At 57.8% G+C, this 22,567-nt stretch carries 23 protein-coding genes and 2 pseudogenes; 12 read left to right on the forward strand and 13 right to left on the reverse strand.

The window, feature by feature from the left end:
* Positions 1–319: 319 nt before the first annotated feature.
* Together GMET_RS12520 and GMET_RS18405 are read right to left on the reverse strand one after the other, a co-directional pair.
* A complete protein-coding gene (locus GMET_RS12520) occupies positions 320–1,240 on the reverse strand; it encodes a DUF4435 domain-containing protein (protein WP_004514795.1) in 921 nt (306 codons plus the stop codon).
* A gap of 13 nt (positions 1,241–1,253) precedes the next feature.
* The gene (locus GMET_RS18405; protein WP_081431798.1) at positions 1,254–1,709 is read right to left on the reverse strand and encodes an AAA family ATPase; all 456 of its coding nucleotides are present in this window, start codon (positions 1,707–1,709) and stop codon (positions 1,254–1,256) included.
* Positions 1,710–1,801: 92 nt separating this feature from the next.
* Here GMET_RS18405 and GMET_RS12525 point away from each other — a divergent pair, with 92 nt between their 5' ends.
* Positions 1,802–2,878, forward strand: coding sequence for an IS5-like element ISGme1 family transposase (locus GMET_RS12525; protein ID WP_011365646.1), 1,077 nt, complete (start codon positions 1,802–1,804; stop codon positions 2,876–2,878).
* A 158-nt stretch (positions 2,879–3,036) separates the two neighbouring features.
* Here GMET_RS12525 and GMET_RS18410 read toward each other — a convergent pair whose 3' ends face one another.
* The 9 genes and pseudogenes from GMET_RS18410 to trpE form a co-directional block, all read right to left on the reverse strand.
* Positions 3,037–3,783: an ATP-binding protein gene (locus GMET_RS18410; RefSeq protein ID WP_187148450.1), complete on the reverse strand. Its 747-nt coding sequence runs from the start codon at positions 3,781–3,783 to the stop codon at positions 3,037–3,039.
* Between the two features lie 221 nt (positions 3,784–4,004).
* A complete protein-coding gene (locus GMET_RS18185) occupies positions 4,005–4,802 on the reverse strand; it encodes a restriction endonuclease (RefSeq protein WP_011366063.1) in 798 nt (265 codons plus the stop codon).
* Between the two features lie 220 nt (positions 4,803–5,022).
* A pseudogene (locus GMET_RS19295) lies at positions 5,023–5,399 on the reverse strand (helix-turn-helix domain-containing protein).
* 165 nt (positions 5,400–5,564) lie between these two features.
* Entirely contained in the window at positions 5,565–6,173 is a 609-nt protein-coding gene (locus tag GMET_RS12540; RefSeq protein WP_004514654.1) for a phosphoribosylanthranilate isomerase, read from the reverse strand.
* 4 nt (positions 6,174–6,177) lie between these two features.
* Positions 6,178–7,533, reverse strand: coding sequence for a TrpB-like pyridoxal phosphate-dependent enzyme (locus GMET_RS12545; RefSeq protein WP_004514653.1), 1,356 nt, complete (start codon positions 7,531–7,533; stop codon positions 6,178–6,180).
* A 164-nt stretch (positions 7,534–7,697) separates the two neighbouring features.
* On the reverse strand, positions 7,698–8,498 hold the full coding sequence (gene trpC / locus GMET_RS12550; RefSeq protein WP_004514652.1) for an indole-3-glycerol phosphate synthase TrpC: 801 nt from the start codon (positions 8,496–8,498) through the stop codon (positions 7,698–7,700).
* Positions 8,499–8,549: 51 nt separating this feature from the next.
* Positions 8,550–9,602 (reverse strand): anthranilate phosphoribosyltransferase, encoded by a 1,053-nt coding sequence (trpD, locus tag GMET_RS12555; protein ID WP_004514651.1) that lies wholly within the window; start codon positions 9,600–9,602, stop codon positions 8,550–8,552.
* Positions 9,599–10,168, reverse strand: coding sequence for an anthranilate synthase component II (locus GMET_RS12560; protein WP_004514650.1), 570 nt, complete (start codon positions 10,166–10,168; stop codon positions 9,599–9,601). The genes trpD and GMET_RS12560 overlap by 4 nt, the downstream gene beginning before the upstream one ends.
* Before the next feature lies 1 nt (position 10,169).
* The gene (gene trpE / locus GMET_RS12565; protein WP_004514649.1) at positions 10,170–11,645 is read right to left on the reverse strand and encodes an anthranilate synthase component I; all 1,476 of its coding nucleotides are present in this window, start codon (positions 11,643–11,645) and stop codon (positions 10,170–10,172) included.
* 246 nt (positions 11,646–11,891) lie between these two features.
* Between trpE and htpG the strand changes: the two genes are divergently transcribed.
* From htpG to GMET_RS12590, 8 genes and pseudogenes are all read left to right on the forward strand, one after another.
* The gene (htpG, locus tag GMET_RS12570; protein ID WP_004514648.1) at positions 11,892–13,844 is read left to right on the forward strand and encodes a molecular chaperone HtpG; all 1,953 of its coding nucleotides are present in this window, start codon (positions 11,892–11,894) and stop codon (positions 13,842–13,844) included.
* 138 nt (positions 13,845–13,982) lie between these two features.
* Positions 13,983–14,252: a DUF4160 domain-containing protein gene (locus tag GMET_RS12575; protein WP_004514647.1), complete on the forward strand. Its 270-nt coding sequence runs from the start codon at positions 13,983–13,985 to the stop codon at positions 14,250–14,252.
* A gap of 11 nt (positions 14,253–14,263) precedes the next feature.
* Positions 14,264–14,521 (forward strand): DUF2442 domain-containing protein, encoded by a 258-nt coding sequence (locus tag GMET_RS18415; RefSeq protein WP_004514646.1) that lies wholly within the window; start codon positions 14,264–14,266, stop codon positions 14,519–14,521.
* A 24-nt stretch (positions 14,522–14,545) separates the two neighbouring features.
* Positions 14,546–14,674 (forward strand): annotated as a pseudogene (locus GMET_RS18420) (type I restriction enzyme endonuclease domain-containing protein); the annotation flags it as partial.
* A 193-nt stretch (positions 14,675–14,867) separates the two neighbouring features.
* Positions 14,868–15,122, forward strand: a complete 255-nt coding sequence (locus GMET_RS12580; RefSeq protein ID WP_004514645.1) for an AbrB/MazE/SpoVT family DNA-binding domain-containing protein — start codon at positions 14,868–14,870, stop codon at positions 15,120–15,122.
* Positions 15,110–15,439 carry a type II toxin-antitoxin system PemK/MazF family toxin gene (locus GMET_RS12585; RefSeq protein WP_011366065.1) on the forward strand — a complete coding sequence of 110 codons (330 nt, stop codon included), beginning with the start codon at positions 15,110–15,112 and terminating at the stop codon, positions 15,437–15,439. Before GMET_RS12580 ends, GMET_RS12585 begins: the two co-directional genes overlap by 13 nt.
* A 147-nt stretch (positions 15,440–15,586) precedes the next feature.
* Positions 15,587–15,754 carry a hypothetical protein gene (locus tag GMET_RS18620; protein ID WP_004514643.1) on the forward strand — a complete coding sequence of 56 codons (168 nt, stop codon included), beginning with the start codon at positions 15,587–15,589 and terminating at the stop codon, positions 15,752–15,754.
* 257 nt (positions 15,755–16,011) lie between these two features.
* A complete protein-coding gene (locus tag GMET_RS12590) occupies positions 16,012–16,539 on the forward strand; it encodes a L,D-transpeptidase family protein (protein ID WP_004514642.1) in 528 nt (175 codons plus the stop codon).
* Positions 16,540–16,569: 30 nt separating this feature from the next.
* Here GMET_RS12590 and GMET_RS12595 read toward each other — a convergent pair whose 3' ends face one another.
* Complete coding sequence (locus GMET_RS12595; RefSeq protein ID WP_004514641.1) at positions 16,570–17,520, reverse strand: rhomboid family intramembrane serine protease; 951 nt, start codon at positions 17,518–17,520, stop codon at positions 16,570–16,572.
* 59 nt (positions 17,521–17,579) lie between these two features.
* Positions 17,580–18,749, reverse strand: a complete 1,170-nt coding sequence (locus GMET_RS12600) for an IS4-like element ISGme2 family transposase (RefSeq protein ID WP_004514806.1) — start codon at positions 18,747–18,749, stop codon at positions 17,580–17,582.
* A 202-nt stretch (positions 18,750–18,951) separates the two neighbouring features.
* On the opposite strand from GMET_RS12600, the gene GMET_RS12605 reads away from it, so the two are divergent.
* The 3 genes from GMET_RS12605 (at position 18,952) to GMET_RS12615 (ending at position 22,564) form a co-directional block, all read left to right on the forward strand.
* Positions 18,952–20,343, forward strand: a complete 1,392-nt coding sequence (locus tag GMET_RS12605; protein WP_004514778.1) for an MATE family efflux transporter — start codon at positions 18,952–18,954, stop codon at positions 20,341–20,343.
* Positions 20,344–20,373: 30 nt separating this feature from the next.
* On the forward strand, positions 20,374–21,432 hold the full coding sequence (pdhA, locus tag GMET_RS12610; RefSeq protein WP_004514777.1) for a pyruvate dehydrogenase (acetyl-transferring) E1 component subunit alpha: 1,059 nt from the start codon (positions 20,374–20,376) through the stop codon (positions 21,430–21,432).
* Between the two features lie 169 nt (positions 21,433–21,601).
* The gene (locus tag GMET_RS12615) at positions 21,602–22,564 is read left to right on the forward strand and encodes an alpha-ketoacid dehydrogenase subunit beta (RefSeq protein ID WP_004514776.1); all 963 of its coding nucleotides are present in this window, start codon (positions 21,602–21,604) and stop codon (positions 22,562–22,564) included.
* Positions 22,565–22,567: the final 3 nt, after the last annotated feature.

Consider the following 22,567-nt stretch of genomic DNA (forward strand, 5'->3'; position numbering starts at 1 on the left):
AGGGGACGGGGGCTGAGTACCGGGAAGGGGACGTAGTTGATTTGTTGATTTAAGCGTTGAGTTAGTCAACTAATCAACTACGTCCCCCGATAGACCCCGTCCCCCGATAGACCCTCAATCAAATAGCTTTAGTCTTTTGTACCATGATTTCTGGTTTTCAAAATTGCGGCTTCTCATTTAATCCCATTTCAATAAGCTATTTTAAGCTCGGAACACCATGATCTTAGTGTTTGGTTCTTCTATTCTTGCTCAACGGGGCTGCGCTTGATCTGCCGGACGTATTCATGCCCGGTCAAGGTCTGAGCGCGGGTTGGACATTTTATAGCATTGCTGCTACAGCACACAATCGGTGTTTGAAATACTCGATCCAAGGGTCGTTAAAATTTATCGTGGCAGCAACAGTTGAAGGGAGTCGCCCAGCCAATCCGTTGCAATCGTGTGGTTGACCCGTCATGATACGCTCAACTTCATCTGCAAGAATCAATGAAAACCATTTCCCCTTAAAAATTCTATGATGTTGACCTGTTTTGAAATATCTATCAATCTTCTTATTCGACAATTCCACTTTCCTCATCATTTCATCGAAAGATATGTTTGTACGTTGCGCAAGTGTGCGGACAAGGGATTCAAGTGCAATCGTGTCTGTCATACCACAATTACGTGTCTGAATTCGTGAAGGTGCTCCATAGTTTGCTTCACCACGGATTCCATCTTCAATGAGACGGAAACACAATGCAATCCAGTCACGCCATAAGTGAGAAACCCTTCTGCACCATTCAGATGAATTTCCAAGCACACCATGAAGCTTACGAGGATCAATCGAGGCAGCTGCCGCAACTCCAGTAACAAGATCGCCATGCTCAAATATGTAATTTTGAACATCATAATACTGTGTATATATGACGTGTGTTGATCGTAGTTGCTTGCGCTTTATATCGTCAATATCCTTGTCTAAAATGAAAATACAAGCCGTTCTTTTGCCTTCGAAAAAAGATATGAGCGCACTTTTTCGACGGAGGCACCTAAAATAAGAAATCAACGCTTCTTTGCCACCGGCTCCTCCAGAAATTTGTTGGGCTGTCGAAATCTCAAATTCAATACTATCGGGTAGTGAAGCTTTACAGACTTTAGCAAAAAAATACGGATCACTCTGCTTCCCTTCGACAAAAATGAAAAGTTGAGTATTGGAAATCTGCATTGAACGAATATGCCCTGAGTTTGAATGTATTAGACGACTCATATATATGGCCACCTCATATCCTGAATATTTTATCATCAGAAATATCAGCCATTATTTCAGGCGAATGTGTAGCAAATATTAACTGTGCATCAGCATTAAGTGCTCGTATTGAACTAACCAAGTCTTTTTGCCAATCTATATGCATTGAAATTTCAGGTTCATCTATTATAAGTGAACTATCACCAATAAGTAGAGATTCTACCAATATTTTAAGTAGGTGCTTTTCGCCAGATGACAGAGTTGCTAACCCTATATCTTCGCCTGACATGCTCTTAACCTGTATTGATTTGTCTCCAAAATGAATTGATTTATTAGCAGTAAACATTTTTGAGATAAGCTTTTGCAGCATGTCTCTTGAACTCACTGCTGACTTAATTTTTTCCTCTACTGAATCAATGTCTTGAACTACATCTTGTAATGTTTGATCAGTTACATATCGTTTTTCAAAATCACTTCTCTTTCCTAGCAGGTTGTTGAAAAACTAAACCTTTTTGATTCAATAAGTTAGCGAACTGTGCTATATTTTTACGCGTAACAATCTGAATTTACAGGAGAAAAGTTATGCGCGGCGCCGAGACAAAAACCGAAGCTCTGTTCTGTTATCTCTCCCCTGAGTCGTACGTCCCGAAGGACCACCCCTTGCGGTCGATCAGGGCGATGGTGGATAAGGCCCTTGCAGAGCTCAGCCCGCAATTCGAGGCCATGTACTCCCACACCGGCCGGCCCTCGATTCCTCCTGAGCAGTTGCTTAAAGCACTTCTGCTTCAGGCGCTGTACACCATCAGGAGTAACCGTCTGCTGGTGGAGCAGATCAGCTACAGCATCCTGTTCCGCTGGTTTGTGGGATTGGCCCTGGACGAGAAGGTCTGGGACCACTCCTCGTTTTCCACCAACCTGGAGCGGTTGATCGATACCGACGTGGCACGGCTGCTCTTGGCAAAAGTAGTTGAGCAGGCCCGAAGGGCAAAGCTGTTGTCCGACGAGCACTTCAGCGTTGACGGCACCCTCATCGAGGCGTGGGCTTCTATCAAGAGCTTTCGGCCCAAGGATGGACCAAAGCCTCCAGTGGGTCGTAACACGGAGCGTGATTTCCACGGCGAAAAGCTCAAAAACGACACCCATGCCTCCACCACCGATCCGGATGCGCGGATTGCCAGGAGAAGCTCGGGCAAAGAGGCGAAGCTCAGTTACCACGGGCACGCTCTCATGGAGAACCGCAACGGGATCATCGTCGATGCCAGAATCACCCACGCAACCGGTACCGCTGAGCGGGATACCGCAGTCGAGATGATCGCAGACGTCGCCGGTAACAAGCGGATCACCATGGGCGGCGACAAGGGCTACGACACCAAAGAGTGCGTCAAAGATCTGCGAGCACTCAAGGTAACCCCTCACATTGCTCAGAACACCGCTAACCGCCGCTCAGCCATCGATGGCAGGACTACCCGCCACGAAGGCTACAAAACCAGCCTGAGGATTCGCAAGCGGATCGAAGAGGCCTTCGGCTGGCTCAAGACTGTCGGCAATCTCCGCAAGACCCGGCATCGGGGAATAGCGAAAGTCGACTGGTACTTCACCATGGCCATTGCGGCATACAATCTGGTCCGGCTGCGCAATCTCGGGACGAAAACGGCATAATCAGGGGAATAATGCGACTCTTGGTGGCAAAGCCCGCCCGAAAAGGCCAAATCAAGGTAAAAAGCAAAGTTTCAAAGAACGAATAGGGCGAGATCAATGCAACTATCGGCCTAAAATGATCTCCTTGAAGGGGATTGCCCTGGAAATGAAGGAGTTTTTCAACGGCCTGCTAGAATTGAAGCGGTTGACTGCCTATCAAGAAATGACTTAACCAAATCATACGCGGCGTTAGCAGTGAGTATGTTCTTTCCACAGCTATTTCTTACACTCTGAGGTGAAAGAACTGCTCGAAGTATGCTGGCTAATCCTTGCTCTTGTGCAGCGCGAACTACACCCAACATCTCAGCAGAATATTTACTCCATAGGATTTCAACTGATTTTGCAAATAATGAATCAAGGTTTTCTTCCGTTAGCCAAGGCCGACTACCACGGGGATTGTCTTGGGACAGAAAACTCATTTCGTCGCTTACATGGATACGCGAAGTAGGCAGGAACTGGTGCGCCCAGCGTGTATCTGCACCTTCTTTATCAGAACAAGACCATGACATGTTTTTTTGTAACAGCTGCTCGCGAATAATAACCATTTCATTTTCAATAAATGAAGGTTGCTTCTTTGATTTGCTAATTCTGGATGAACTATTCTTGCGTATAGCCTTTTTCTCAATTGATCGAGTAAATACCTTGTTGTAATTTAAAGAAAATATGCTTACTTCCGCAGACTTAAATGGAACACCGCTTAGGATCTCTGTCTCGTTAGCCATTGCAGAATGCAGAATTTTTAATAGGGAAGTCTTACCGCTCCCATTCTGGCCAAAGAATATATTGGTGTCACGATTAAGGTCCATTTCGAGAGGCTTGTCGCGACCAGCGAGCCCTTCAATTCTAAAAGACACGATATGAGACATTGCCATTTCCTTCCATATAATGATTTTTAAAAAATTCGAATATTACGTCGATTGTTCAACAGCTCAAGGCGCCAGCGGCGGAGCGTCAGCGGAGACCGCTGTCGCCGCTGGATACTATGTAAGGCCCCCCTTGGGGGCTGGGAAGGGGACGTAGTTGATTTGTTGATTTAAGCGTTGAGTTAGTCAACTAATCAACTACGTCCCCCGATAGACCCCGAGGGTTATCTGTTTACTGCTTCAATACTTCCGTCTTCTCTAAGATAAAGAGAGTTGTTTTCAAATACATCTTCCATTATTGCTCGTGCGACATCATCAACTGTAATAATGTCTTCGGTTTGATGTTCATGCACTGCAACTGTGTATTCTGCCGATTTTATTTTCAGGTTACCTATTTCAGTGGGGAAATAGGCATCTTCTGGCTCAATTTCTTGAGATGAACCAGTAGGCAATAGTGTAAAGAGATCTCTGAACTTGCATTTCGGAGTACCTTGAGAGTCAAATATCAGCTCTCGGCCTGAAATGTCATGTGTTTGTAAGGAATAGACTTGAAGTCCTCTTTCGCGAAGCAGCTGTTTTGCATGATCAGTGTCGAACGTCAGATTGGTAACAGATATTTGCGGTATTTTGAAGTGACCGGTCAGGTGGATGGTCTTTAGGATGTAGTTCACTAGTATCAATCTGATGCCTTTCTCTTTGGCTAACAGTTTGGCTCCATTCTGAAAACCTTCGGTGGTGGCAAAAATCCCTGTTGCATTACCTATGTCCTCCAGAATTGAAGCGAAGGCAGCCACATGAGATTTCTTAACAGATTCCTTGAATTGCTTGCATTCAATACAGGTTTTATACGTCACGCCAGCAAGACGAAATTCCCAGTAAACGTCGATTTGATGGGACGCACCACTCTTACCTCTGAGCTTCACATTCTGCAATACTGTTATGTTCTCTACGCCATCGTTCTTAAGGAGCGCATCATGCACATCCTTAACAAGGCGTTCGTATCCTTCAGACTCTTTTGTCATTCGATTTTATGCTCCAGATAACGGGGCTGAGGGTGTGCGGTCTTGGGGGCTGGGAAGGGGACGTAGTTGATTTGTTGATTTAAGCGTTGAGTTAGTCAACTAATCAACTACATCCCCCGATAGACCCCCATGGCAGTTAGGAGGAAACTTAGAGTGTCAGGTCTACACCTTGACACTTTCTGGTAGAACGAAAGCTATCCCTCGCCGCTCTCCAGTCTGATCAAGCCGCGTTTTTGTAAGTATTGTAAGGCTGAATCAGAACGTCTGCCGGTATGCCGAGACCTTTATGAAGATTCCGGATCATCTCCATGGTCAGCGAACGTTTGCGGTTAAGCACTTCTGATACACGGGCGCGGCTCCCGATATAAGGCTCGAGGTCGCGACGTGTCAGCCCGCGGCTTTCCATGTAATACAAATTGCCTCAATCGGATCAGGCATAGGGATGCTATAGCGCCTTTCCTCATAGGCTTCCACAAGGATTGCCAGCACATCCAGCCGATCTCCTTCAGGTGTATCGGGAGCGGCGTCGAACAGAAGCTCAATCTCTTTGAGCGCGGCCTGATAATCGACCTCGGTTTTTATAGGTCTGATTTCCATATAATTTCTCCGTTCAGATTGTTGCCGCATCAATTTTGTCGTACTCACGATGAGTACCAACGGAATATAGAGTGTCTACACCTCGTCTCTCTATGACCATGCAAGAAAAGGGGTTGGAATTCCTTCCGTCCCCTTTCCGATACATTGTCCCGCCCCTCCAGGCCTCTATGCTTTCGCCCGTCGAATAAACTCCCGCACCTTGGCCGCATCCTTTCGGCCCGGGGCGCTCTCCACACCGCCCGAAACGTCCACGGCGTAAGGGTTCACTGCCTCCACCGCCTCGCGAATGTTGTCGGGGGTGAGCCCGCCGGCAAGGATGACCGGGCCGAACTCCTTGGCCGCCGCTGCGATGTCCCAGTTGAAGGTGAGGCCGGTGCCGCCGTAGGCCTTGGGGGAATAGGCATCGAGGAGATGGGCCGCGACGCGGTAGTGCTTGATCGGGTCGAGACTCGTGATGTCCTGTACCCGGAAGGCCTTGATCACCCGGCGCTCCACGGCTGCGCAGAACTCGGGAGGCTCGTCGCCGTGGAGCTGGACCAGGTCGATGCGGCACCGGGCCGCTGTTTCGTTGACGTATGCGATGGGGCGGTTTACGAAGAGGCCCACGGTCTGCACGAAGGGGGGAAGCCCGGCGATGATGCCGGTGGCCTGCTCGGGGGGCACGTGACGGGGAGAGTCTTCATGGAAGACGAAGCCGAGGGCATCGGCTCCGGCCTCCACCGCCATGAGGGCGTCCTCCAGGGAGGTTATGCCGCAGATCTTGACGCGAACCATGCGCTTACAGATCCACCTTCGGCAGCCGCGCCAGGGACTCCCGAATCATCTCCTCGGGATACTCGAAATCCTCCAGCCCGCCGGAGAGGTAGGCGTCGTAGGCCCCCATGTCCAGCTGGCCGTGGCCCGAGAGGCAGAAAAGGATAGTCTTTTCCTTTCCCTCTTCCTTGGCGAGGACCGCTTCGTCAATGGCAGCCCGCACCGCGTGGGACGATTCGGGGGCCGGGACGATCCCCTCGCTGCGGGCAAAGAGGTGGGCCGCCTCAAAACAGGCGTTCTGACGGTACGACTTCGCCTCGATGAGCCCCGCGTGATGGAGCTGCGACACCAGGGCGGACTCGCCATGGTAGCGCAAGCCCCCAGCGTGGATCCCCGGCGGCATGAAGTCGTGGCCCAGGGTGTACATCATGGCGATGGGGGCCATCTTGGCGGTGTCGCCGTAGTCGAAGGCATAGACCCCCTTGGTGAGGGTCGGGCAGGAGGCGGGCTCCACGGCCAGGCAGCGGACGTTCTTGCCGGCGGCTCGGTCGGCCAGGAACGGGAACGCCGTGCCGGCGAAGTTGGAGCCGCCGCCGCAGCAGGCGATGACCACGTCTGGGTAGTCGCCGGCCAGGGCCAGCTGCTCCTTGGCCTCCTGGCCGATGACGGTCTGGTGGAGGCAGACGTGGTTCAGGACGCTCCCCAGGGCGTAGTTGGTGTCGGGGCGGGAGACAGCGTCCTCCACAGCCTCGGAGATGGCGATGCCGAGGCTCCCGTTGCTGTCCGGGTCGTGGGCCAGGATGGCACGGCCGGCGTTGGTGAACTCAGAGGGCGACGGGATCACATTGGCCCCCCAGAGCTGCATCATGCTCTTGCGGTAGGGCTTCTGGGTGCACGACACTTTCACCATGTAGACCGTGCACTCAAGGCCGAACATGGAGCAGGCCAGGGCCAGGGAACTCCCCCACTGGCCGGCGCCGGTCTCGGTGGCGAGGCGACGGATGCCGGCCTGCTTGTTGTAGAAGGCCTGGGGGATGGCCGAATTGGGCTTGTGGGAGCCGGCCGGGGACACCCCTTCGTACTTGTAGTAGATCTTCGCCGGGGTGCCGAGGGCCTGCTCCAGCCGCCGCGCCCGGTAGAGGGGTGACGGCCGCCAGAGCCGGTAGATCTCCCGCACCTCCTCGGGAATCGGGATCCACCGCTCGCCCGAGACCTCCTGCTCGATAATGGCCATGGGGAAGATGGGGAGGAGGTCGTCGGGTGTCACCGGCTGGAGGGTCCGGGGATTGATGACTGGCGCCAGGGGGCCGGGCATGTCGGGGATGATGTTATACCAGTGGGTGGGGATGCGGCTTTCGTCGAGCAGGATTTTTGTCTGCATGGAAACCTCGGCTTGTTAAGGAATAACACAGAGCAACTGAGCAACAGAGAAAAACAATGAATTTATAACGCCTGATCCTATCAATAGAAGCAGAAGCATCCTCGTTTATTTGTTTTCTCAGGTTTTACTCAGTTGCTCAGTTGCTTGTATGTTTCAGTTGTTTTTCACCCCAACAACTCCCGGAGCTTGGCCCCGATGTCCTCCTCCCGCATGAGGGACTCGCCAATGAGGAAGCCGCGGGCACCGGCGGTCTGGAGACGGAGGATGTCGGCGCGGGTGTTCACGCCGCTCTCGGCCACCACGAACCGGTCGGCGGGGACCATGGGGAGGAGCTGCTCGGTGGTGGCCAGGTCCACAACAAAGGTGCGGAGGTTGCGGTTATTGATGCCGATAAGGGCGCAATTGGTGGCAAGGGCCGTCTCCATCTCCGGCTCGTCGTGGACCTCCAGGAGCACGTCGAGGGAAAGCTCCCGGGCGATTCCGGCCAGCTCCTCGATCTGCTCCCGCTCCAGCATGGCGGCGATGAGGAGGATGGCGTCGGCCCCGGCAGCCCGGGCTTCGAAGACCTGGTAGGGATCGAAGAGGAAATCCTTGCGCAGCAGCGGCAGCCGCACCTGCTCGCGGATCAGGGCCAGGTAGCGGAGGTTCCCCAGAAAGAAATGTTCGTCGGTCAGGACCGAGAGGCAGGCGGCGCCGTTCTGCTCGTAGGTTTCGGCGATCTCCAGGGGATCGAAGTCGGGGCGGATGAGCCCCTTGGAGGGGGACCCCTTCTTCACCTCGGCGATGACGGCGGTCCAGCCGGAGGCGTGGCAGTCCCGCAGAGCCCGCTCGAAGCCCCGGGGCTGGTCCTCCAGGTCGGCGATGCGGGCCTTCAGCTCGGCAAGGGGGGTGGCGGAACGGGCCGCTGTCACCTCACGGCGCTTGTGTTCGACTATCTTTTTCAGGATGTCAGGGGTTGTGGGCATAGTGGGTTTCCAAATTTCAGAATCGGGCGGACACAGTCCGCCCCTACAACATTATTCATTTGTCAATGCAATCAGCTCTTCCAGCTTTGCCAGGGCGCGGCCCGAATCGATGGCCTCGGCGGCGAGACGGATCCCCTCGGCCGGGTCCGTGGCCTTGCCGGCGGCCACGAGGGCATAGGCGGCGTTCAGGAGCACCACGTCCCGCCTGGGCCCCGTGGCCCCGTCCAGGATGCTGCGAACGATGCGAGCGTTGCCGGCGGCGTCGCCCCCCCGGAGATCACCGGGAGGACAGGAGGCAAAGCCGAACTCCTCCGGCGTGATGGTCCGCACCGTCACCCCCTCCCGGGTCACCTCGGCAACGCGGGTCTCACGGGTAAGGGTAATCTCGTCCATGCCGTCCATGCCGAAGACCACAAAGCCGCGCTTGCAGCCAAGCTTGTGAAGGACATGGGCCAGGGGCTCCACGAGATCCTCCCGGTAAACGCCGAGGACCTGGCAGTCGGCGCCGGCCGGGTTCGTGAGGGGCCCGAGGATATTGAAGATGGTCCGGATGCCGATCTCCTTCCGGGGGCCGATGGCGTGTTTCATGGCGCCGTGGAGGGCCGGGGCGAAGAGGAAGCCGATGCCGATCCTCGCGATGGCGTTCTCCACCGTCTCCGGGGTCACGTCCAGGCTGACCCCCAGGGACTCCAGGACGTCGGCACTCCCGCAGGCGGACGAAACCGCCCGGTTGCCGTGCTTGGCCACCTTCACCCCGCAGGATGCCACCACGAAGGAGACGGTGGTGGAGATATTGAAGGTGTTGGTGCCGTCCCCCCCGGTGCCGACCACGTCCAGGATCGTCTCCTGATCGATGTTGATGTCATCCCGGTCGATATCGAGGACCCCCTTGCCGACCCGGATGGGGGTGGCCCGATCCCGCATGACTCGGGCTGCGCCGGTGATCTCCTCCACCGTCTCCCCCTTCATTCGGAGGGCGGTGATGAAGGAAGCGATCTGGGCCGGGGTGGCCTCGCCGGACATGATCTGGTCCATGACCTCGATCATCTCCGCTTCCGTGAGGTCGATGCGCTCAACTACCTTTGCAATTGCTTTTTTGATCATTGTGTCATCTCCAGGAAATTCTTGAGGATGTCCATCCCCCCCTCGGTGAGGATCGACTCGGGATGGAACTGGACCCCCCAGATCGGCAGCTCCCTGTGGGCGAGCCCCATGACCTCCCCCTCCTCCACCCAGGCGGTGATCTCAAGGCAGTCGGGGAACGTGGCCCGCTCCACCACCAGCGAGTGGTATCGGGTGGCATTGAAGGGATTGGGGAGCCCCCGGAAGAGCCCCTGGCCGTTGTGGTGGATCGGGGAAGTCTTGCCGTGCATGAGGGTGGAGCTGCGGACCACCTTCCCGCCGAAGGCGGCGCCGATTGACTGATGGCCGAGGCAGACCCCGAGGATCGGGATCTTGCCGGCAAAGTGGCGGATGGCGGCGACGGAAATCCCCGCCTCCTCGGGGGAGCAAGGGCCGGGGGAAATGACGAGGCGCTCGGGCGCCAGCCGTTCGATCTCCTCCAGGGTAATGCCGTCGTTGCGGAAGACCCGCACATCCTCCCCCAGTTCGCCAAAGTACTGGACGATGTTGTAGGTGAAGGAGTCGTAATTGTCGATCATGAGCAACATGTCAGTCCAATCCCTTTTCCGCGGTCTCGATGGCCTTAACCGCAGCCATGGCCTTGTTGACGGTCTCCTGGTATTCCGCGGCCGGGTCCGAGTCGGCCACGATGCCGGCGCCTGCCTGGAGGTGCACCATGCCGTCGCGGATGACGAGGGTGCGGATGGCGATGGCCAGGTCCATGTTGCCGGAGAAGGAGAAGTACCCCACGGCGCCGCCGTAGACCTCGCGGCGGACCGGCTCCAGCTCGTCGATGATCTCCATGGCCCGCACCTTGGGGGCGCCGGAGAGGGTACCCGCCGGGAAGGTAGCCCGCACCACGTCGAAGGCGTCCTTCCCCTCGACCAGTTCCCCCTCCACGTTGGAGACGATGTGCATCACGTGGGAATAGCGCTCGATGACCATGAGCTCCGACACCTTCACGGTGCCGGTCCGGCAGACCCGCCCCAGGTCGTTGCGCCCCAGGTCCACGAGCATCACGTGCTCGGCCCGCTCCTTGGGATCGGCCAGGAGTTCTTCCGCCAGTTGTTGGTCCTCCTCCGGGGTCGCGCCCCGGGGGCGGGTGCCGGCGATGGGGCGCAGCTCCACCCGGTCTCCCTCCTTGCGGACCATGACCTCGGGGGAGGCCCCCACCACCAGGGTGTCGTCCATGCGGAGGAAGAACATGTAGGGGGAAGGGTTCAGGGTCCGCAGCACGCGGTAGATGGCGAGGGGCTCCACGGTGAGCGCGCCGGAGAAGCGCTGGGAGAGGACCACCTGGATGATGTCCCCGGCCCGGACGTACTCCTTGCATTTCTCCACCGCCGCCTCGAAGTTTTCGCGGGGAACGTTGGACGAGAAGGAGACCGTGCGCACAGCAGGCGTCGCCGGCATTGCCGGCAGGGGGGCTCGGAGCTTGGCGATGAGGGCGTCCACCCGGGCAATGGCCTCGGCATAGGCGGCCTCAGGAGCCTGTCCATCCTCCAGATGGGCGTTGGAGACCACGGTGATTTTCTGCCGCATGGTGTCGAAGATCAGGATCGTGTCGGTGATGACGAAGCAGGAATCCCAGGCCCCGATGACGGCCGGCTTCTCCGTGGGAAGCCGCTCGAAGTGGCGCACCATGTCGTACCCCAGGTATCCCACGGCGCCGCCGAAGAAGCGAGGGAGCCCGGGGATCTCCACGGGGTGGAACCGGCTCAGATACTCCCGCACAAAGCCCAGGGGGTCGTCGCTGGTAACGGCGCGGGTCTCGCCGTTGGTGACGATCTCCACGGTGGTGCCGCGGGTCCGGATGACGGTGGCAGGGTTGGAGCCGAGAAAGGAATAGCGGCCCCACTTCTCACCCCCCTCGATACTTTCCAGGAGGAAGGAGTAGGAACCGTCGTCGATCTTGCGGAAGGCGCTGACCGGCGTGTCCATATCGGCCATGATCTCGCGGCAGACGGGAATCAGGTTGCCTTGGGAGGCCAGGGACCGGAAGGTCTCGAAATCGGGAAAATACACGGGATGCTCCGATCAACGGGAAACAGAGGGGAGAAAATGCCCGGAAAGGCTCTTTTTTAAAGGAGTTTAAACTAGCACACGGGGACGGAGAGTGTCAAGAAACCCGGACGGTTACGGCAGGCAAAGAAAGCGAAGGCCGAGGGGAGGACAAAAAGTGTCGGCGCTCCCCTTGAAAAATCCCGGAGTGATAGTTAGGTTAGGGGAGTTCTGTCATCACCACACCGACACAAAGGAGAAGACACCCCCATGACGAAGACCACCAAGAAATTCGAAACCGAGGTCCAGCAGCTCCTCGATCTCGTAATTCACTCCCTTTACTCCAACAAGGACATCTTCCTCCGGGAACTCATCTCCAACTCTTCCGACGCCATCGACAAGGTCCTCTTCGAGGCTCACCAGAATGCGGCGGTCATTGAGGGAGAGCCGGAAGGGAAAATCAAGCTGATCCCCGACAAAGAGGCCGGCACCATCACCATCCGCGACAACGGGGTCGGCATGACCATGGAGGAGGTGGAGAAGAACATCGGCACCATCGCCCATTCGGGGACCAAGGCGTTCCTGGCGAACCTGAAGGAGCAGAACGTGTCCGAGCACCCGGAGCTGATCGGCCAGTTCGGGGTCGGCTTCTACGCTTCGTTCATGGTGGCCGACCGGGTCACCCTCGTCACCCGCCGTGCCGGCCAGGACAAGGCCGCCGGGGTCCGCTGGGAGTCCACCGGCGACGGCACCTACACCGTTGAAGAAGCAGTCAAGGAGACCCGCGGCACCGAAATCACCCTCCACCTGAAAGAAGAGATGAAGGAATATCTCGACGAGTGGAAGATCCGCTCCATCGTACGTAAATACTCCGACTACGTCCAGTACCCCGTCGTCATGGATGTGACCCGGACCGAAGTCCCGAAAGGGGTGAACGGCGAGGAAATCGAAGGGGCCGGCACCATCGAGAAAACTGTGGAAGAGACTCTCAACTCCATGAAGGCCATCTGGGCCCGCGCCAAGAGCGAAGTGACCGAGGAGGAGTACGAGGAGTTCTACAAGCACGTCTCCCACGATTTCGAGAAACCCCTCAAGACCATCCACTATTCGGCCGAAGGGGTGAGCGAGTTCAAGGCACTCCTCTACCTGCCGGCCCACAAACCCTTCGACCTCTTCATGCCCGAGCGCAAGAAAGGGGTCCAGCTCTACGTGCGCCGGGTCTTCATCACCGACTCCTGCGAGCAGCTCATCCCCGACTACCTCCGCTTCGTGAAGGGGGTGGTGGACTCCAGCGACCTGCCACTCAACGTGTCGCGGGAAATCCTCCAGGAAGATGTCCAGATCAAGCGGATCCAGAAAAGCCTCGTTTCCAAGATCATCTCCACCCTCTCAGAAATGCGGGAGAAGGAGGCCGACGACTACCTCGCCTTCTACAAGGAGTTCGGCCAGGTCCTCAAGGAAGGGGTCCACTTCGATTACGCCAACCGGGAGAAGCTCCAGGACCTCCTCCTCTTCGAAAGCACCAGGACCGAGGCGGGGAAATTCACCTCCCTCAAGGAGTACGTGGAGCGGATGCCCGCGGGGCAGGAAGAGATCTACTTCATCACTGGCACGAGCCGCACGGCCCTGGAGCAGTCCCCCCACCTGGAGATCTTCCGGAAGAAGGAATACGAGGTCCTCTTCCTGACCGATCCCGTGGACGAGTGGGTGGTGCAGGGGGTCACGGAGTACGACGGCAAGAAGCTCAAGGCCGTGGACCGGGGCGATGTCATCCCCGCCACCGAAGAGGAGAAGAAGGAGCAGGAGGCCAAGCGGGAAGAGGCGTTCAAGCAGTACGGCGACCTCCTCTCCTTCGTGAAGGAGAAGCTCGACGCGCGGGTGAAGGAAGTGCGCCTTTCCAGCCGCCTCACCGACAGCGCCTGCTGCCTCGTGGCCGACGAGCACGGTCTCAACGCCAACATGGAGCGGATTCTCCGGGCCATGAACCAGGATGTCCCCGAGTCGAAGCGGATTCTGGAGCTGAACCCGGATCACCCCCTCATGCAGGTGATGGCAAACCTCTTTGCCCGGGACAAGGCCAACCCGCGCCTGGGCGACTACTGCGACCTCCTCTACGACCAGGCTCTGCTCACCGAAGGCTCGCCCATCAGCGACCCGCTCCGGTTCACGCGGCTCGTGGCGGAGCTGATGGTGGCGGACGGGAAAGCGGCTGCGGGGGAGTAATCGCAAGAACATAGACGGAACAAAGGGGAGTCGGTGACGGCTCCCCTTTGTCGTTTGCGCGGTGTTGGCAATGAGATGCTTGCATAATGCATCATAGTAAAAGATAATTTTAGAGGATATCACCATCAGGGAGCTTCTATGCCAGCCATCTCGATGTTTTATGGGATTGTGATTTACCTGTACTTTTACGATGATGAACGACATAAGATTCCGCATATTCACGCAAAATATCAGGGAGAAGACGCTTCTGTCTCGATTGCTAACGGCGAAATTCTAGCGGGCGACATCCCATTGTCCAAGCTTCGATTGGTTCAGGCATGGATAGAGATTCACAGGGATGCGCTGATGGCTGATTGGGCGCTTGCGGTGAACGGTCAACCACCTTTTGCCATTGAGCCGCTCAGATAGGAGATATTGCCATGGAATCCGTAATCAAAGTAGTTCCACAGGACGATTTTCATCTACTCATAACCTTCAATACCGGAGAAACCAGGCTGTTCGATGCTCGGCCCTATTTGGAAAAAGGGGTATTTAACCGACTGAAAAATCTCGAACTATTCAAACAGGCGTTTGTTGCTTTTGATACTGTCTGCTGGCCCGACAATCTCGATATAGCCCCGGAAACATTGTATGACCGTTCACAATCGCTTCCCTGCTCTGAAGTGTCAAATGGCTGAACAAGAAAGGGCAATGCGGGGCATAAATTGAAAGTCATCGTGAAAAGGACGCTGCGTCAATACGGCTACCCGCCAGACATGCAGATGTTGGCGACCGAGACGGTCCTGAAGCAGGCGGAGATGCTGGCGAATGAGCTTGCGAGCAGGCAGTAAATGACATACAGAGGCACCTAAAGAAAGAGGGGACCTCGGGGGACGTTCTTTTTTATTCGGAATTTATGAGGGGAGGCGGTGACGACTCCCTTTTTTCGTTGGGGCGTTGCAAAGAACACCTTGACGCTCCCCACCTCAGTAATTACAATGTAACCACCCAACCTACCAATTGCTTATCAAGAGGACATCACCGATGAGGACCAACATTATTCGCATAGGCAATTCCCAAGGCATCCGAATCCCTAAGGTTCTCCTGGAACAGAGCCATCTCGGAGCAGAGGTGGAGTTGGAGGTGGAGGATGAGAAAATCATCATCCGCTCCGCTTCCCGCCCTCGCCAGGGGTGGGGGGAGAAATTCCAGCTCATGGCTGAGAGCGGCGATGACAGAATGCTTAACGGGGATGCGGGCGAGCAGACCGAATGGGACAAGGATGAATGGGAATGGTAGTCAAACGCTTCGACGTCTATCTGGTCAACCTGGACCCCACCGTCGGCAGGGAGATTCGCAAGGCAAGGCCATGTCTCATTATCTCACCCGATGAAATGAACCGGTACATCGGCACCGTTATCGTTGCCCCCATGACCACCAAAGGGAGGGATTATCCCACGCGGGTGCAGTGCTCCTTCAAGGGCAAGGAGGGACAGGTTGTCCTTGACCAGATCAGAACCGTGGACAAGTCCCGTCTTTTCCAGAAGCTCGGAAGAATCGACAAAGAAACGCAGGAAGAGGTGTTGTCCATTCTTGCGGAGATGTTTGCGCCGTAAGTAGGAGAGCCGGTGCGTCGAAAATGAACCACATGGGGAGTCGGCAACGGCTCCCCTTTTCCGTTGCTTGGATTGGACGCCTTGACAGCGCGTCGCACCGCGCTAGACTTGCTTCGTCGAAATCACTAACGAAGGAGGTACCCGCAAATGGCATGCGACATCACGTCCCACAAAATGCACATGTGTGCCCTCAAGGCCGAGGGATGCAGCGACGAAATTGCGAGCCTTTCCGCATCGCCCACCGTCAAGTGCGGCAACTGCGGCGCCCTGGCCAACTCCCCCGACAACGTCTGCAACCCTGTCCCCCTCAAGTGATCAACCGGCATCACTATGGATGCCCTGCATGCGGCCCGTGACCTTATGTGCGGGCCGCTTTTTTGTGTGCCCACCGACCATCCCCCCCTCTTCCGCCTACGGACAAAAAGTTCCGGTACGAGCGGTAACCTCCCGCAATTCCCGTCACACAGTCCCACGATGATGAACTGAGTCACCCCTCCATTCAATCTTGTACGGTTGTACGGCCATATCAGGCTGAAAGGTGAGGCACGGAACTTGCTGAGTCATCTCCTGATATGCGAATCAGATTGCTCAGACTCTGCGCGGCTGCCCTGCTCGGCATCCTGGCAGCCGCTCCGGACGGCCGGTGTCGACAAGACCCGGACCTGGCTTCGCCTCCCACCGTTGACAGGGTGGTAGTCTACAAATCGAAGCGGCTGCTGGAGCTGCGCAGCGGCCAGAACCTGATCCGATCCTACCGGGTGGCACTGGGAAGAAACCCCGTCGGCCCCAAGGTAAGAGCCGGTGACTTCCGGACTCCCGAAGGAATCTACCGGCTCGACCGCCGTTCCCTCCAGAGCCGGTTCTTCCGATCGATCCACATCTCCTACCCCAATACCGAAGACATCGCCACGGCCCGGAAACAGGGAGTTTCTGCCGGAGGGGACATCATGATCCATGGTCTCCCGACCGGATTCGAGGACCTGGGCCCGTCTCACGCCTCCTTTGATTGGACCAAGGGGTGCATCGCCGTCACCAACGCCGAGATGACGGAAATTTGGCACCTGGTGCGAAACGGCACCCCGATCGAAATACTGCCTTGACCGCGAAAAAGAAGGATTGACCGGCGTCCCCTACGGGGCAACAGCAAGCGCCACCCACCAGGAGAACACCACCCCCACGGCACTGGCAATTGCCAGCACCGCATTGAGGACCGGACCGGGCTGCCCGAACCTGCCGATCAGATATTCCGCCACGGCGCCAAGCGCTATCCCCCACAAAAATCCAAACAGGTGCGCGCCAAGGTCGGTGTGTTCGCCTTCCGTTCCAAGGACCGCCAGGAGGGCCAGGCCGGCGGCAACCGGGAGCGGCCACCGTCTCTGCAGGTGATGGCGATGGCGCACCACGCTGCTTGAGGCGAGGATGCCGACCGCACCGAATACCGCGGTGGAAGCACCGACCGAAATGTGGCCGGAGGAGTGAAGTAACGCGTTGACGAGGTTCCCGAGGATTCCCGAACCAAGGATGAGGCTCCAGGCGAGGCCCGAACCGATTTCGCGACAGAGGAGGATGACCAGCACCCCGCCGATCGCAAGGTTGCTCACAAGGTGCGGCAGATTCGCATGGAGGGTGAGGGCGGTTACTGCGCGCCACCACTGGCCATCCATGATCTTTGCGGCATCGGCGCTGCCGAGGGCAAGCCAGTCGAGCGGGGGATGACCGGGGAGGGTGACATCAAGCCGGGTGATGTTGTGAAAGGTGGCCAGGAGAAAGAGGACTGACAGAGTCGCCAGGACATTCCCGTTCATGGTCCTGACCGGTGGTGCCGGCGGAGGCCAGTTGCGGTTTTCCTCTTCGAAGAGGCGCACCTCCTCCACGGCCCGGTCGTAGAATGACGCCGGCACCACCACGTGCCATCCGTTATCGCTCCGAACACTACGGCACGGGACAGCCCGGGACTCAAGGACCAGCCCCCAGAGTTGGGCCTTCCCCTCTTCCAATGCTCCCGGCGCCACGGGGAGCCATAGCTCCTGGCGAAGTGCGGTATGTACGGTCTCCAACTCCATGAACGATAGTCTAATCATTGCGAAGCCTGATTGCGACCCATGGGCGAGAAAAAAACGGGCGACTCACTACTGTCCGGTTAATAGTTGAATAAGTTCAGTTGGTTGCGCTCAGGATAATCAGCATTTCGCTTGAGAGCCTCCGCAACCAGCGATGAAATGGGCTTTTTCTCGAACAAGTTGACCTCCAGAATCTGTAGAAAAGTGTAGAGCGAACACGGAACCCCCAACTTCTTTTTCGTGATCGCCACCAGCAGATAGATGCACAAGGCAACCCATATCTGGCTCTTCACGGCATTGACTGACGTTCCGATGAACGACTTGATCCGCAGGTGCTGTTTGATCCATTTGAAAAACAGCTCCACCTGCCAGCGCTGCTTGTAAATCGCAGCCACCGTCGCTGCCGGAATCTCGAAGTTGTTCGTGAGAAATACGAGTCGCTTGTTCCGTTCTTTGTCAACATAGCTGACCCGGCGCAGTTTCTCCGGATACCCCTTTTTCGACTTCTGCGTCACCAGGGTGATAATCTGGTCTGCCCGTACACCTGATTCCTTGTCCTTCGGATGGGAATATAACCGCTGGCATTTCAGGTTGTCCTTTGCCCGAACTACGAAGAATGCTCCCTGCTTGTGGATGGAGTGGAGCCGGGCAAAATCGACATACCCTCTGTCCATCGTGTAAATGGCATCCTTTGCAACCGGCAGATGGTCCAGCATCCTGACATCGTGGACCTTGCCAGTGGTAATAGTGACCCAGGTTGGAATGGGACCACGCAGATCAATGAGCGTATGCATCTTGACCGCCGCCTTGGTTTTGCGGAACTCGGCCCATGGGAACAGCGTAAGGCACAGGTCGATAGTGGTCGAGTCAAAGGCGTAGAGCGGTTGCGTAAGCTCAACGGCGATGGCATCAGCCTGGTACAGCTGCTGAGCTATGCCGATCAGTACATGACCGAAGTCTTGGAAGATACGCCAGTCCCTGCGCTCGTTCGCGTCGGCAAGGGTCGTGCGGGAGACATCACCACGAAAGCCGATGTGGTACAGCTTCTCCTGGTGGGAGTTCAGGCAGGTCTCGATATCCCGCAAGCTCTCACGGCCAGCCATCTGGGCATAAGCCAGGCAGAGGAACTGGTCATAGGTCGAGAACTTCTTCTCCCGATACTCGCCACGGTGTCGGCGAACGCAGAGATTGAATTCGTACCGGGGCAGAAACTGCAGAAGTTGTTTGAAAACGGTCGGACCGGTGTGCATTGCTCCCCTCCTGTAAAGGGAGGAAGGCTACACCCAGAACGAATTCATGTCGAAAAAAGAACAATTGTGCCAAAGAGCAATAAAGTTCAACAAGTTACAGCTGTACAATCAAAGTTTACCGGACAGTAGTACGGGCGACTAATAAATAACCAGCACCGGCTTTGAACGCACAGAGGTGCAATTGAATGCTACTATTGCATCCATGACCTCTCCCGACCTCATCAACGACCCCATCCCGAAGCTCCTCACCCGACTCGCCGTGCCGGTGGGGACCGGCTTTTTCTTCAACACCATGTTCAATGTGGTGGATACCTTCTACGGAGGGCTCATCTCCACCAGGGCGCTGGCGGCACTCTCCCTCTCCTTTCCCCTCTTTTTCATCGTCCTGGCTATCGGTGCCGGCACCTCCATGGGAGCCACGGCCCTCATCGGCCACGCATTGGGGAGCGACCAACGGGAGGAGGCGGAGCTCTTTGCGGCCCAGGCCATCTCCTTCGGCGTCATTCATGCCCTCTTCATGACCGTGGGAGGAGTCGCGGCGGCGCCGGCCCTCTTCAGGCTCATGGGGGCATCGGGCGATTACCTGGACCTGGCCCTGGCCTACATGGATGTCATCATCGCCGGTACCGTTTTCTTCGTCGGCAACTATGTCCTCAACGCCATGCTCAACGCCTCGGGGGATACGAAGAGTTTCCGCAACTTCCTGGTGGCGGGATGCTTCCTGAACATGGCTCTGGACCCCTGGTTCATGTACGGAGGGGTGGGCGTGCCGGCCCTGGGGATACGGGGCATTGCCCTGGCCACGGTGGTGGTCCAGGCCGCGGGGAACGTCTACCTCCTGGGTCGGGTGCGGCGGACGGGTCTTTTGTCGGGGCGCTCGTGGCAACTCCTCATGCCGCGGCGGGAGCCGTTTCGCCGCCTCTTCGGCCAGGGGATTCCGGCAAGCATGAACATGCTGACGGTGTCGCTGGGCATGTTCGTCATCACCTGGTTCGCGGGGCGGTTCGGCAAGGAGGTGGTGGCTGCCTACGGCATCGGCACCCGCATCGAACAGATCGTGCTCCTGCCGGCCTTTGGGCTGAATGTGGCGGTCCTCTCCCTCGTGGCCCAGAACTTCGGCGCAGGAAAGCTTCGCCGGATACGGGAGACCCTGACGAGGGCGCTGCGGGCGGGGCTCCTCATGATGGCAGGGGGGACGACGCTGGTCTTTGCGGCGGCCGAGCCCCTGATGAAGCTTTTCACCGCCGATCCGCTGGTGGTTGCCCACGGGGTCACTTTTCTCCGGGTGGAGTCGTTGCTGCTGGGGGCCTATGTGATTCTCTACATGAACAATTCGGCACTCCAGGGGCTGCAGCGGCCGGCCTTCGCCCTCTGGATCGGGCTCTTCCGCCAGATCATTGTGCCGGTGCCAATCTTCTGGCTCCTGGCCTTGGTGCTCGGCTGGGGCCCCCCCGGCATCTGGTGGGGATTCTTTCTCGTCACCTGGAGCGCGGCGATGGTGTCGGTCCTCTACACCCGCCGGGTGCTGCGGCTGGCAACCGAAGAGGCCGATGCGGCGCTCATGCGGAACGGCAACAACGGCCCGCCCCCTTGACTCCGGGCCGCTTCCCGCTACCCTTTACCCATGCCCGAATCGATCCTCGCCACTTTCACTGTCAAGCGCCTGGAGATCATCGCCCCGGACGGGACCGCCGACGAGGACCTCGTCCCGGGCCTCTCGGGGGACGAACTGCGGCGCATCTACTACCTGCTCCTCCTCACCCGCGCCTACGACGGCCGCGCCCTGGCCCTCCAGCGGGAGGGGCGGCTCGGCACCTACCCGTCGGTCCTGGGGCAGGAGGCGGCCCAGGTGGGGAGCGCCTTCGCCATCCACGAGCGGGACTGGGTCTTCCCCTCCTTCCGGGAGATGGGGGTCCACCTCACCCTCGGCTATCCGGCCCACCAGCTCTTTCAGTACTGGGGAGGTGACGAGCGGGGGATGCGAACTCCTGACGGCATGAACATCTTCCCCATCTCCGTCTCCGTGGGAACCCACATCCCCCACGCCGCCGGCGCGGCCCTGGCCGCGAAACTCCGGGGTGACCCGATCGCTGTGATCGCCTATTTTGGCGACGGCGGCACCTCAAAGGGTGATTTCCATGAGGGGTTCAACCTGGCAGGAGTCATGGGGCTCCCGACGGTTTTTATCTGCCAGAACAACCAATGGGCCATCTCGGTGCCCCTGTCGGCCCAGACTGCCTCCCGATCCCTTGCCCAGAAGGCCCTTGCCTACGGTTTCGACGGCATCCAGGTGGACGGCAACGACGTCCTGGCCGTCTACCGGGCCACCCGCGAGGCCCTGGAGAAGGCCCGAAGCGGCGGCGGACCCACCTTCATCGAATGCCTCACCTACCGGATGTCCGACCACACCACGTCCGACGACGCGAGCCGGTACCGTTCCCCCGAAGAAATGGAACAATGGCGGGAGCGGGACCCGATCCTGCGCTACGAGCGGTTCCTGGCGAAGCGGGGACTCTGGAACGAGGACTATGCCGCCGAGATGAAGGGAAAGGCGGGAGGAGAGATCGACGAGGCGGTGCGGCGCTACGAATCGGTGCCGCCGCCAGCGCCGGGGGAGATGTTCAATTTCGTGAGTGGGGAGTTGTCGGCGAGGCTGCGGCGACAGCGGGAAACATCTACTTGAATAACACGGAGAGACGGAGAACACGGAGTAAAATCAAGCTGTTATTCTTCAGCAACAATTTGATTCAGTACTCCTTCTTGGCTCAAAATAAATAAATGGTTCAAGGGGTTGCCTTCTCCGTGCCCTCCGTCTCTCCGTGTTATTACAAATTGAAAGGTTTCTATTCACAATGCCTCAACTGAACATGGTTCAAGCCATAAACCTCGCCCTCCGGGAGGAGATGGCCCGGGACGACCGGGTGGTGCTCCTCGGAGAGGACGTGGGGAGGGACGGCGGGGTCTTCCGGATTACGGAGGGGCTCTTCGAAGAGTTCGGCCCGAAGCGGGTCATCGACACCCCCCTGTCGGAATCGGCCATTGTGGGCGCGGCGGTGGGTATGGCGGCCTACGGCCTTCGCCCCGTGGCGGAGATCCAGTTCATGGGGTTCATCTACGCCGCCTTCGACCAGCTCTTCGCCCATGCCGTCCGCATCCGCACGCGGTCCCGGGGACGCTTCACGGCACCGCTGGTGGTCCGAACCCCCTACGGGGCCGGCATCAAGGCGCCGGAACTCCACGAGGAGAGCACCGAGGCCTTTTTCTGCCACATGCCGGGGGTGAAGGTGGTGGTCCCCTCGGGACCGTACAACGCCAAGGGGCTCCTCATGGCCGCCATCCGCGACCCCGACCCGGTCCTCTTCCTGGAGCCGACCCGCCTCTACCGGATGGTGAAGGAGGAGGTCCCCGAGGGTGAGTACACCATTCCCCTGGGAAAGGCCCGCATCGCCCGTCCGGGAAACGCCGTCACCGTCGTCGCCTGGGGGAGCATGCTCCAGCGGGTCATGAAGGCCGTCGAGGGGTACGACGCCGAGGTGATCGACCCCATGACCCTCTCTCCTTTCGACTGGGAGGCGCTCCTGGCTTCGGTGGAAAAGACGGGGCGACTGGTGGTGGCCCACGAGGCCCCCCTCACCTGCGGCCTCGGCGCCGAGATCGCCGCCACGGTGGCCCAGGAGGCGATTCTCCACCTCCGGGGGCCGGTCATCCGGGTGGCCGGACCCGACACGCCGGTGCCCCTGGCGAAGCTGATCGACCACTACCTTCCGTCGCCGGAGCGGATTCGGGCGGCGCTCGATGACGTGCTGCAGTACTGAGGA

Origin of the sequence: Geobacter metallireducens GS-15 (genome assembly GCF_000012925.1) — a bacterium.
GTDB lineage: Bacteria > Desulfobacterota > Desulfuromonadia > Geobacterales > Geobacteraceae > Geobacter > Geobacter metallireducens.

Bases quoted from the DNA above. Each gene is read 5' to 3' on its own strand.
- pdhA (WP_004514777.1), top strand. From the start codon at position 20,374: ATGCCCGAATCGATCCTCGCCACTTTCACTGTCAAGCGCCTGGAGATC.
- GMET_RS18415 (WP_004514646.1), top strand. From the start codon at position 14,264: ATGGAATCCGTAATCAAAGTAGTTCCACAGGACGATTTTCATCTACTC.
- GMET_RS12605 (WP_004514778.1), top strand. From the start codon at position 18,952: ATGACCTCTCCCGACCTCATCAACGACCCCATCCCGAAGCTCCTCACC.
- GMET_RS18620 (WP_004514643.1), top strand. From the start codon at position 15,587: ATGGCATGCGACATCACGTCCCACAAAATGCACATGTGTGCCCTCAAG.
- GMET_RS12560 (WP_004514650.1), bottom strand. From the start codon at position 10,168: ATGTTGCTCATGATCGACAATTACGACTCCTTCACCTACAACATCGTC.
- GMET_RS12585 (WP_011366065.1), top strand. From the start codon at position 15,110: ATGGGAATGGTAGTCAAACGCTTCGACGTCTATCTGGTCAACCTGGAC.
- GMET_RS12525 (WP_011365646.1), top strand. From the start codon at position 1,802: ATGCGCGGCGCCGAGACAAAAACCGAAGCTCTGTTCTGTTATCTCTCC.
- GMET_RS12590 (WP_004514642.1), top strand. From the start codon at position 16,012: ATGCGAATCAGATTGCTCAGACTCTGCGCGGCTGCCCTGCTCGGCATC.
- GMET_RS12595 (WP_004514641.1), bottom strand. From the start codon at position 17,520: ATGATTAGACTATCGTTCATGGAGTTGGAGACCGTACATACCGCACTT.
- GMET_RS12600 (WP_004514806.1), bottom strand. From the start codon at position 18,749: ATGCACACCGGTCCGACCGTTTTCAAACAACTTCTGCAGTTTCTGCCC.
- GMET_RS12520 (WP_004514795.1), bottom strand. From the start codon at position 1,240: ATGAGTCGTCTAATACATTCAAACTCAGGGCATATTCGTTCAATGCAG.
- GMET_RS12575 (WP_004514647.1), top strand. From the start codon at position 13,983: ATGCCAGCCATCTCGATGTTTTATGGGATTGTGATTTACCTGTACTTT.
- htpG (WP_004514648.1), top strand. From the start codon at position 11,892: ATGACGAAGACCACCAAGAAATTCGAAACCGAGGTCCAGCAGCTCCTC.
- GMET_RS12545 (WP_004514653.1), bottom strand. From the start codon at position 7,533: ATGCAGACAAAAATCCTGCTCGACGAAAGCCGCATCCCCACCCACTGG.
- GMET_RS18410 (WP_187148450.1), bottom strand. From the start codon at position 3,783: ATGTCTCATATCGTGTCTTTTAGAATTGAAGGGCTCGCTGGTCGCGAC.
- GMET_RS18185 (WP_011366063.1), bottom strand. From the start codon at position 4,802: ATGACAAAAGAGTCTGAAGGATACGAACGCCTTGTTAAGGATGTGCAT.
- trpC (WP_004514652.1), bottom strand. From the start codon at position 8,498: ATGCCCACAACCCCTGACATCCTGAAAAAGATAGTCGAACACAAGCGC.
- GMET_RS12615 (WP_004514776.1), top strand. From the start codon at position 21,602: ATGCCTCAACTGAACATGGTTCAAGCCATAAACCTCGCCCTCCGGGAG.
- GMET_RS12540 (WP_004514654.1), bottom strand. From the start codon at position 6,173: ATGGTTCGCGTCAAGATCTGCGGCATAACCTCCCTGGAGGACGCCCTC.
- GMET_RS12580 (WP_004514645.1), top strand. From the start codon at position 14,868: ATGAGGACCAACATTATTCGCATAGGCAATTCCCAAGGCATCCGAATC.
- trpD (WP_004514651.1), bottom strand. From the start codon at position 9,602: ATGATCAAAAAAGCAATTGCAAAGGTAGTTGAGCGCATCGACCTCACG.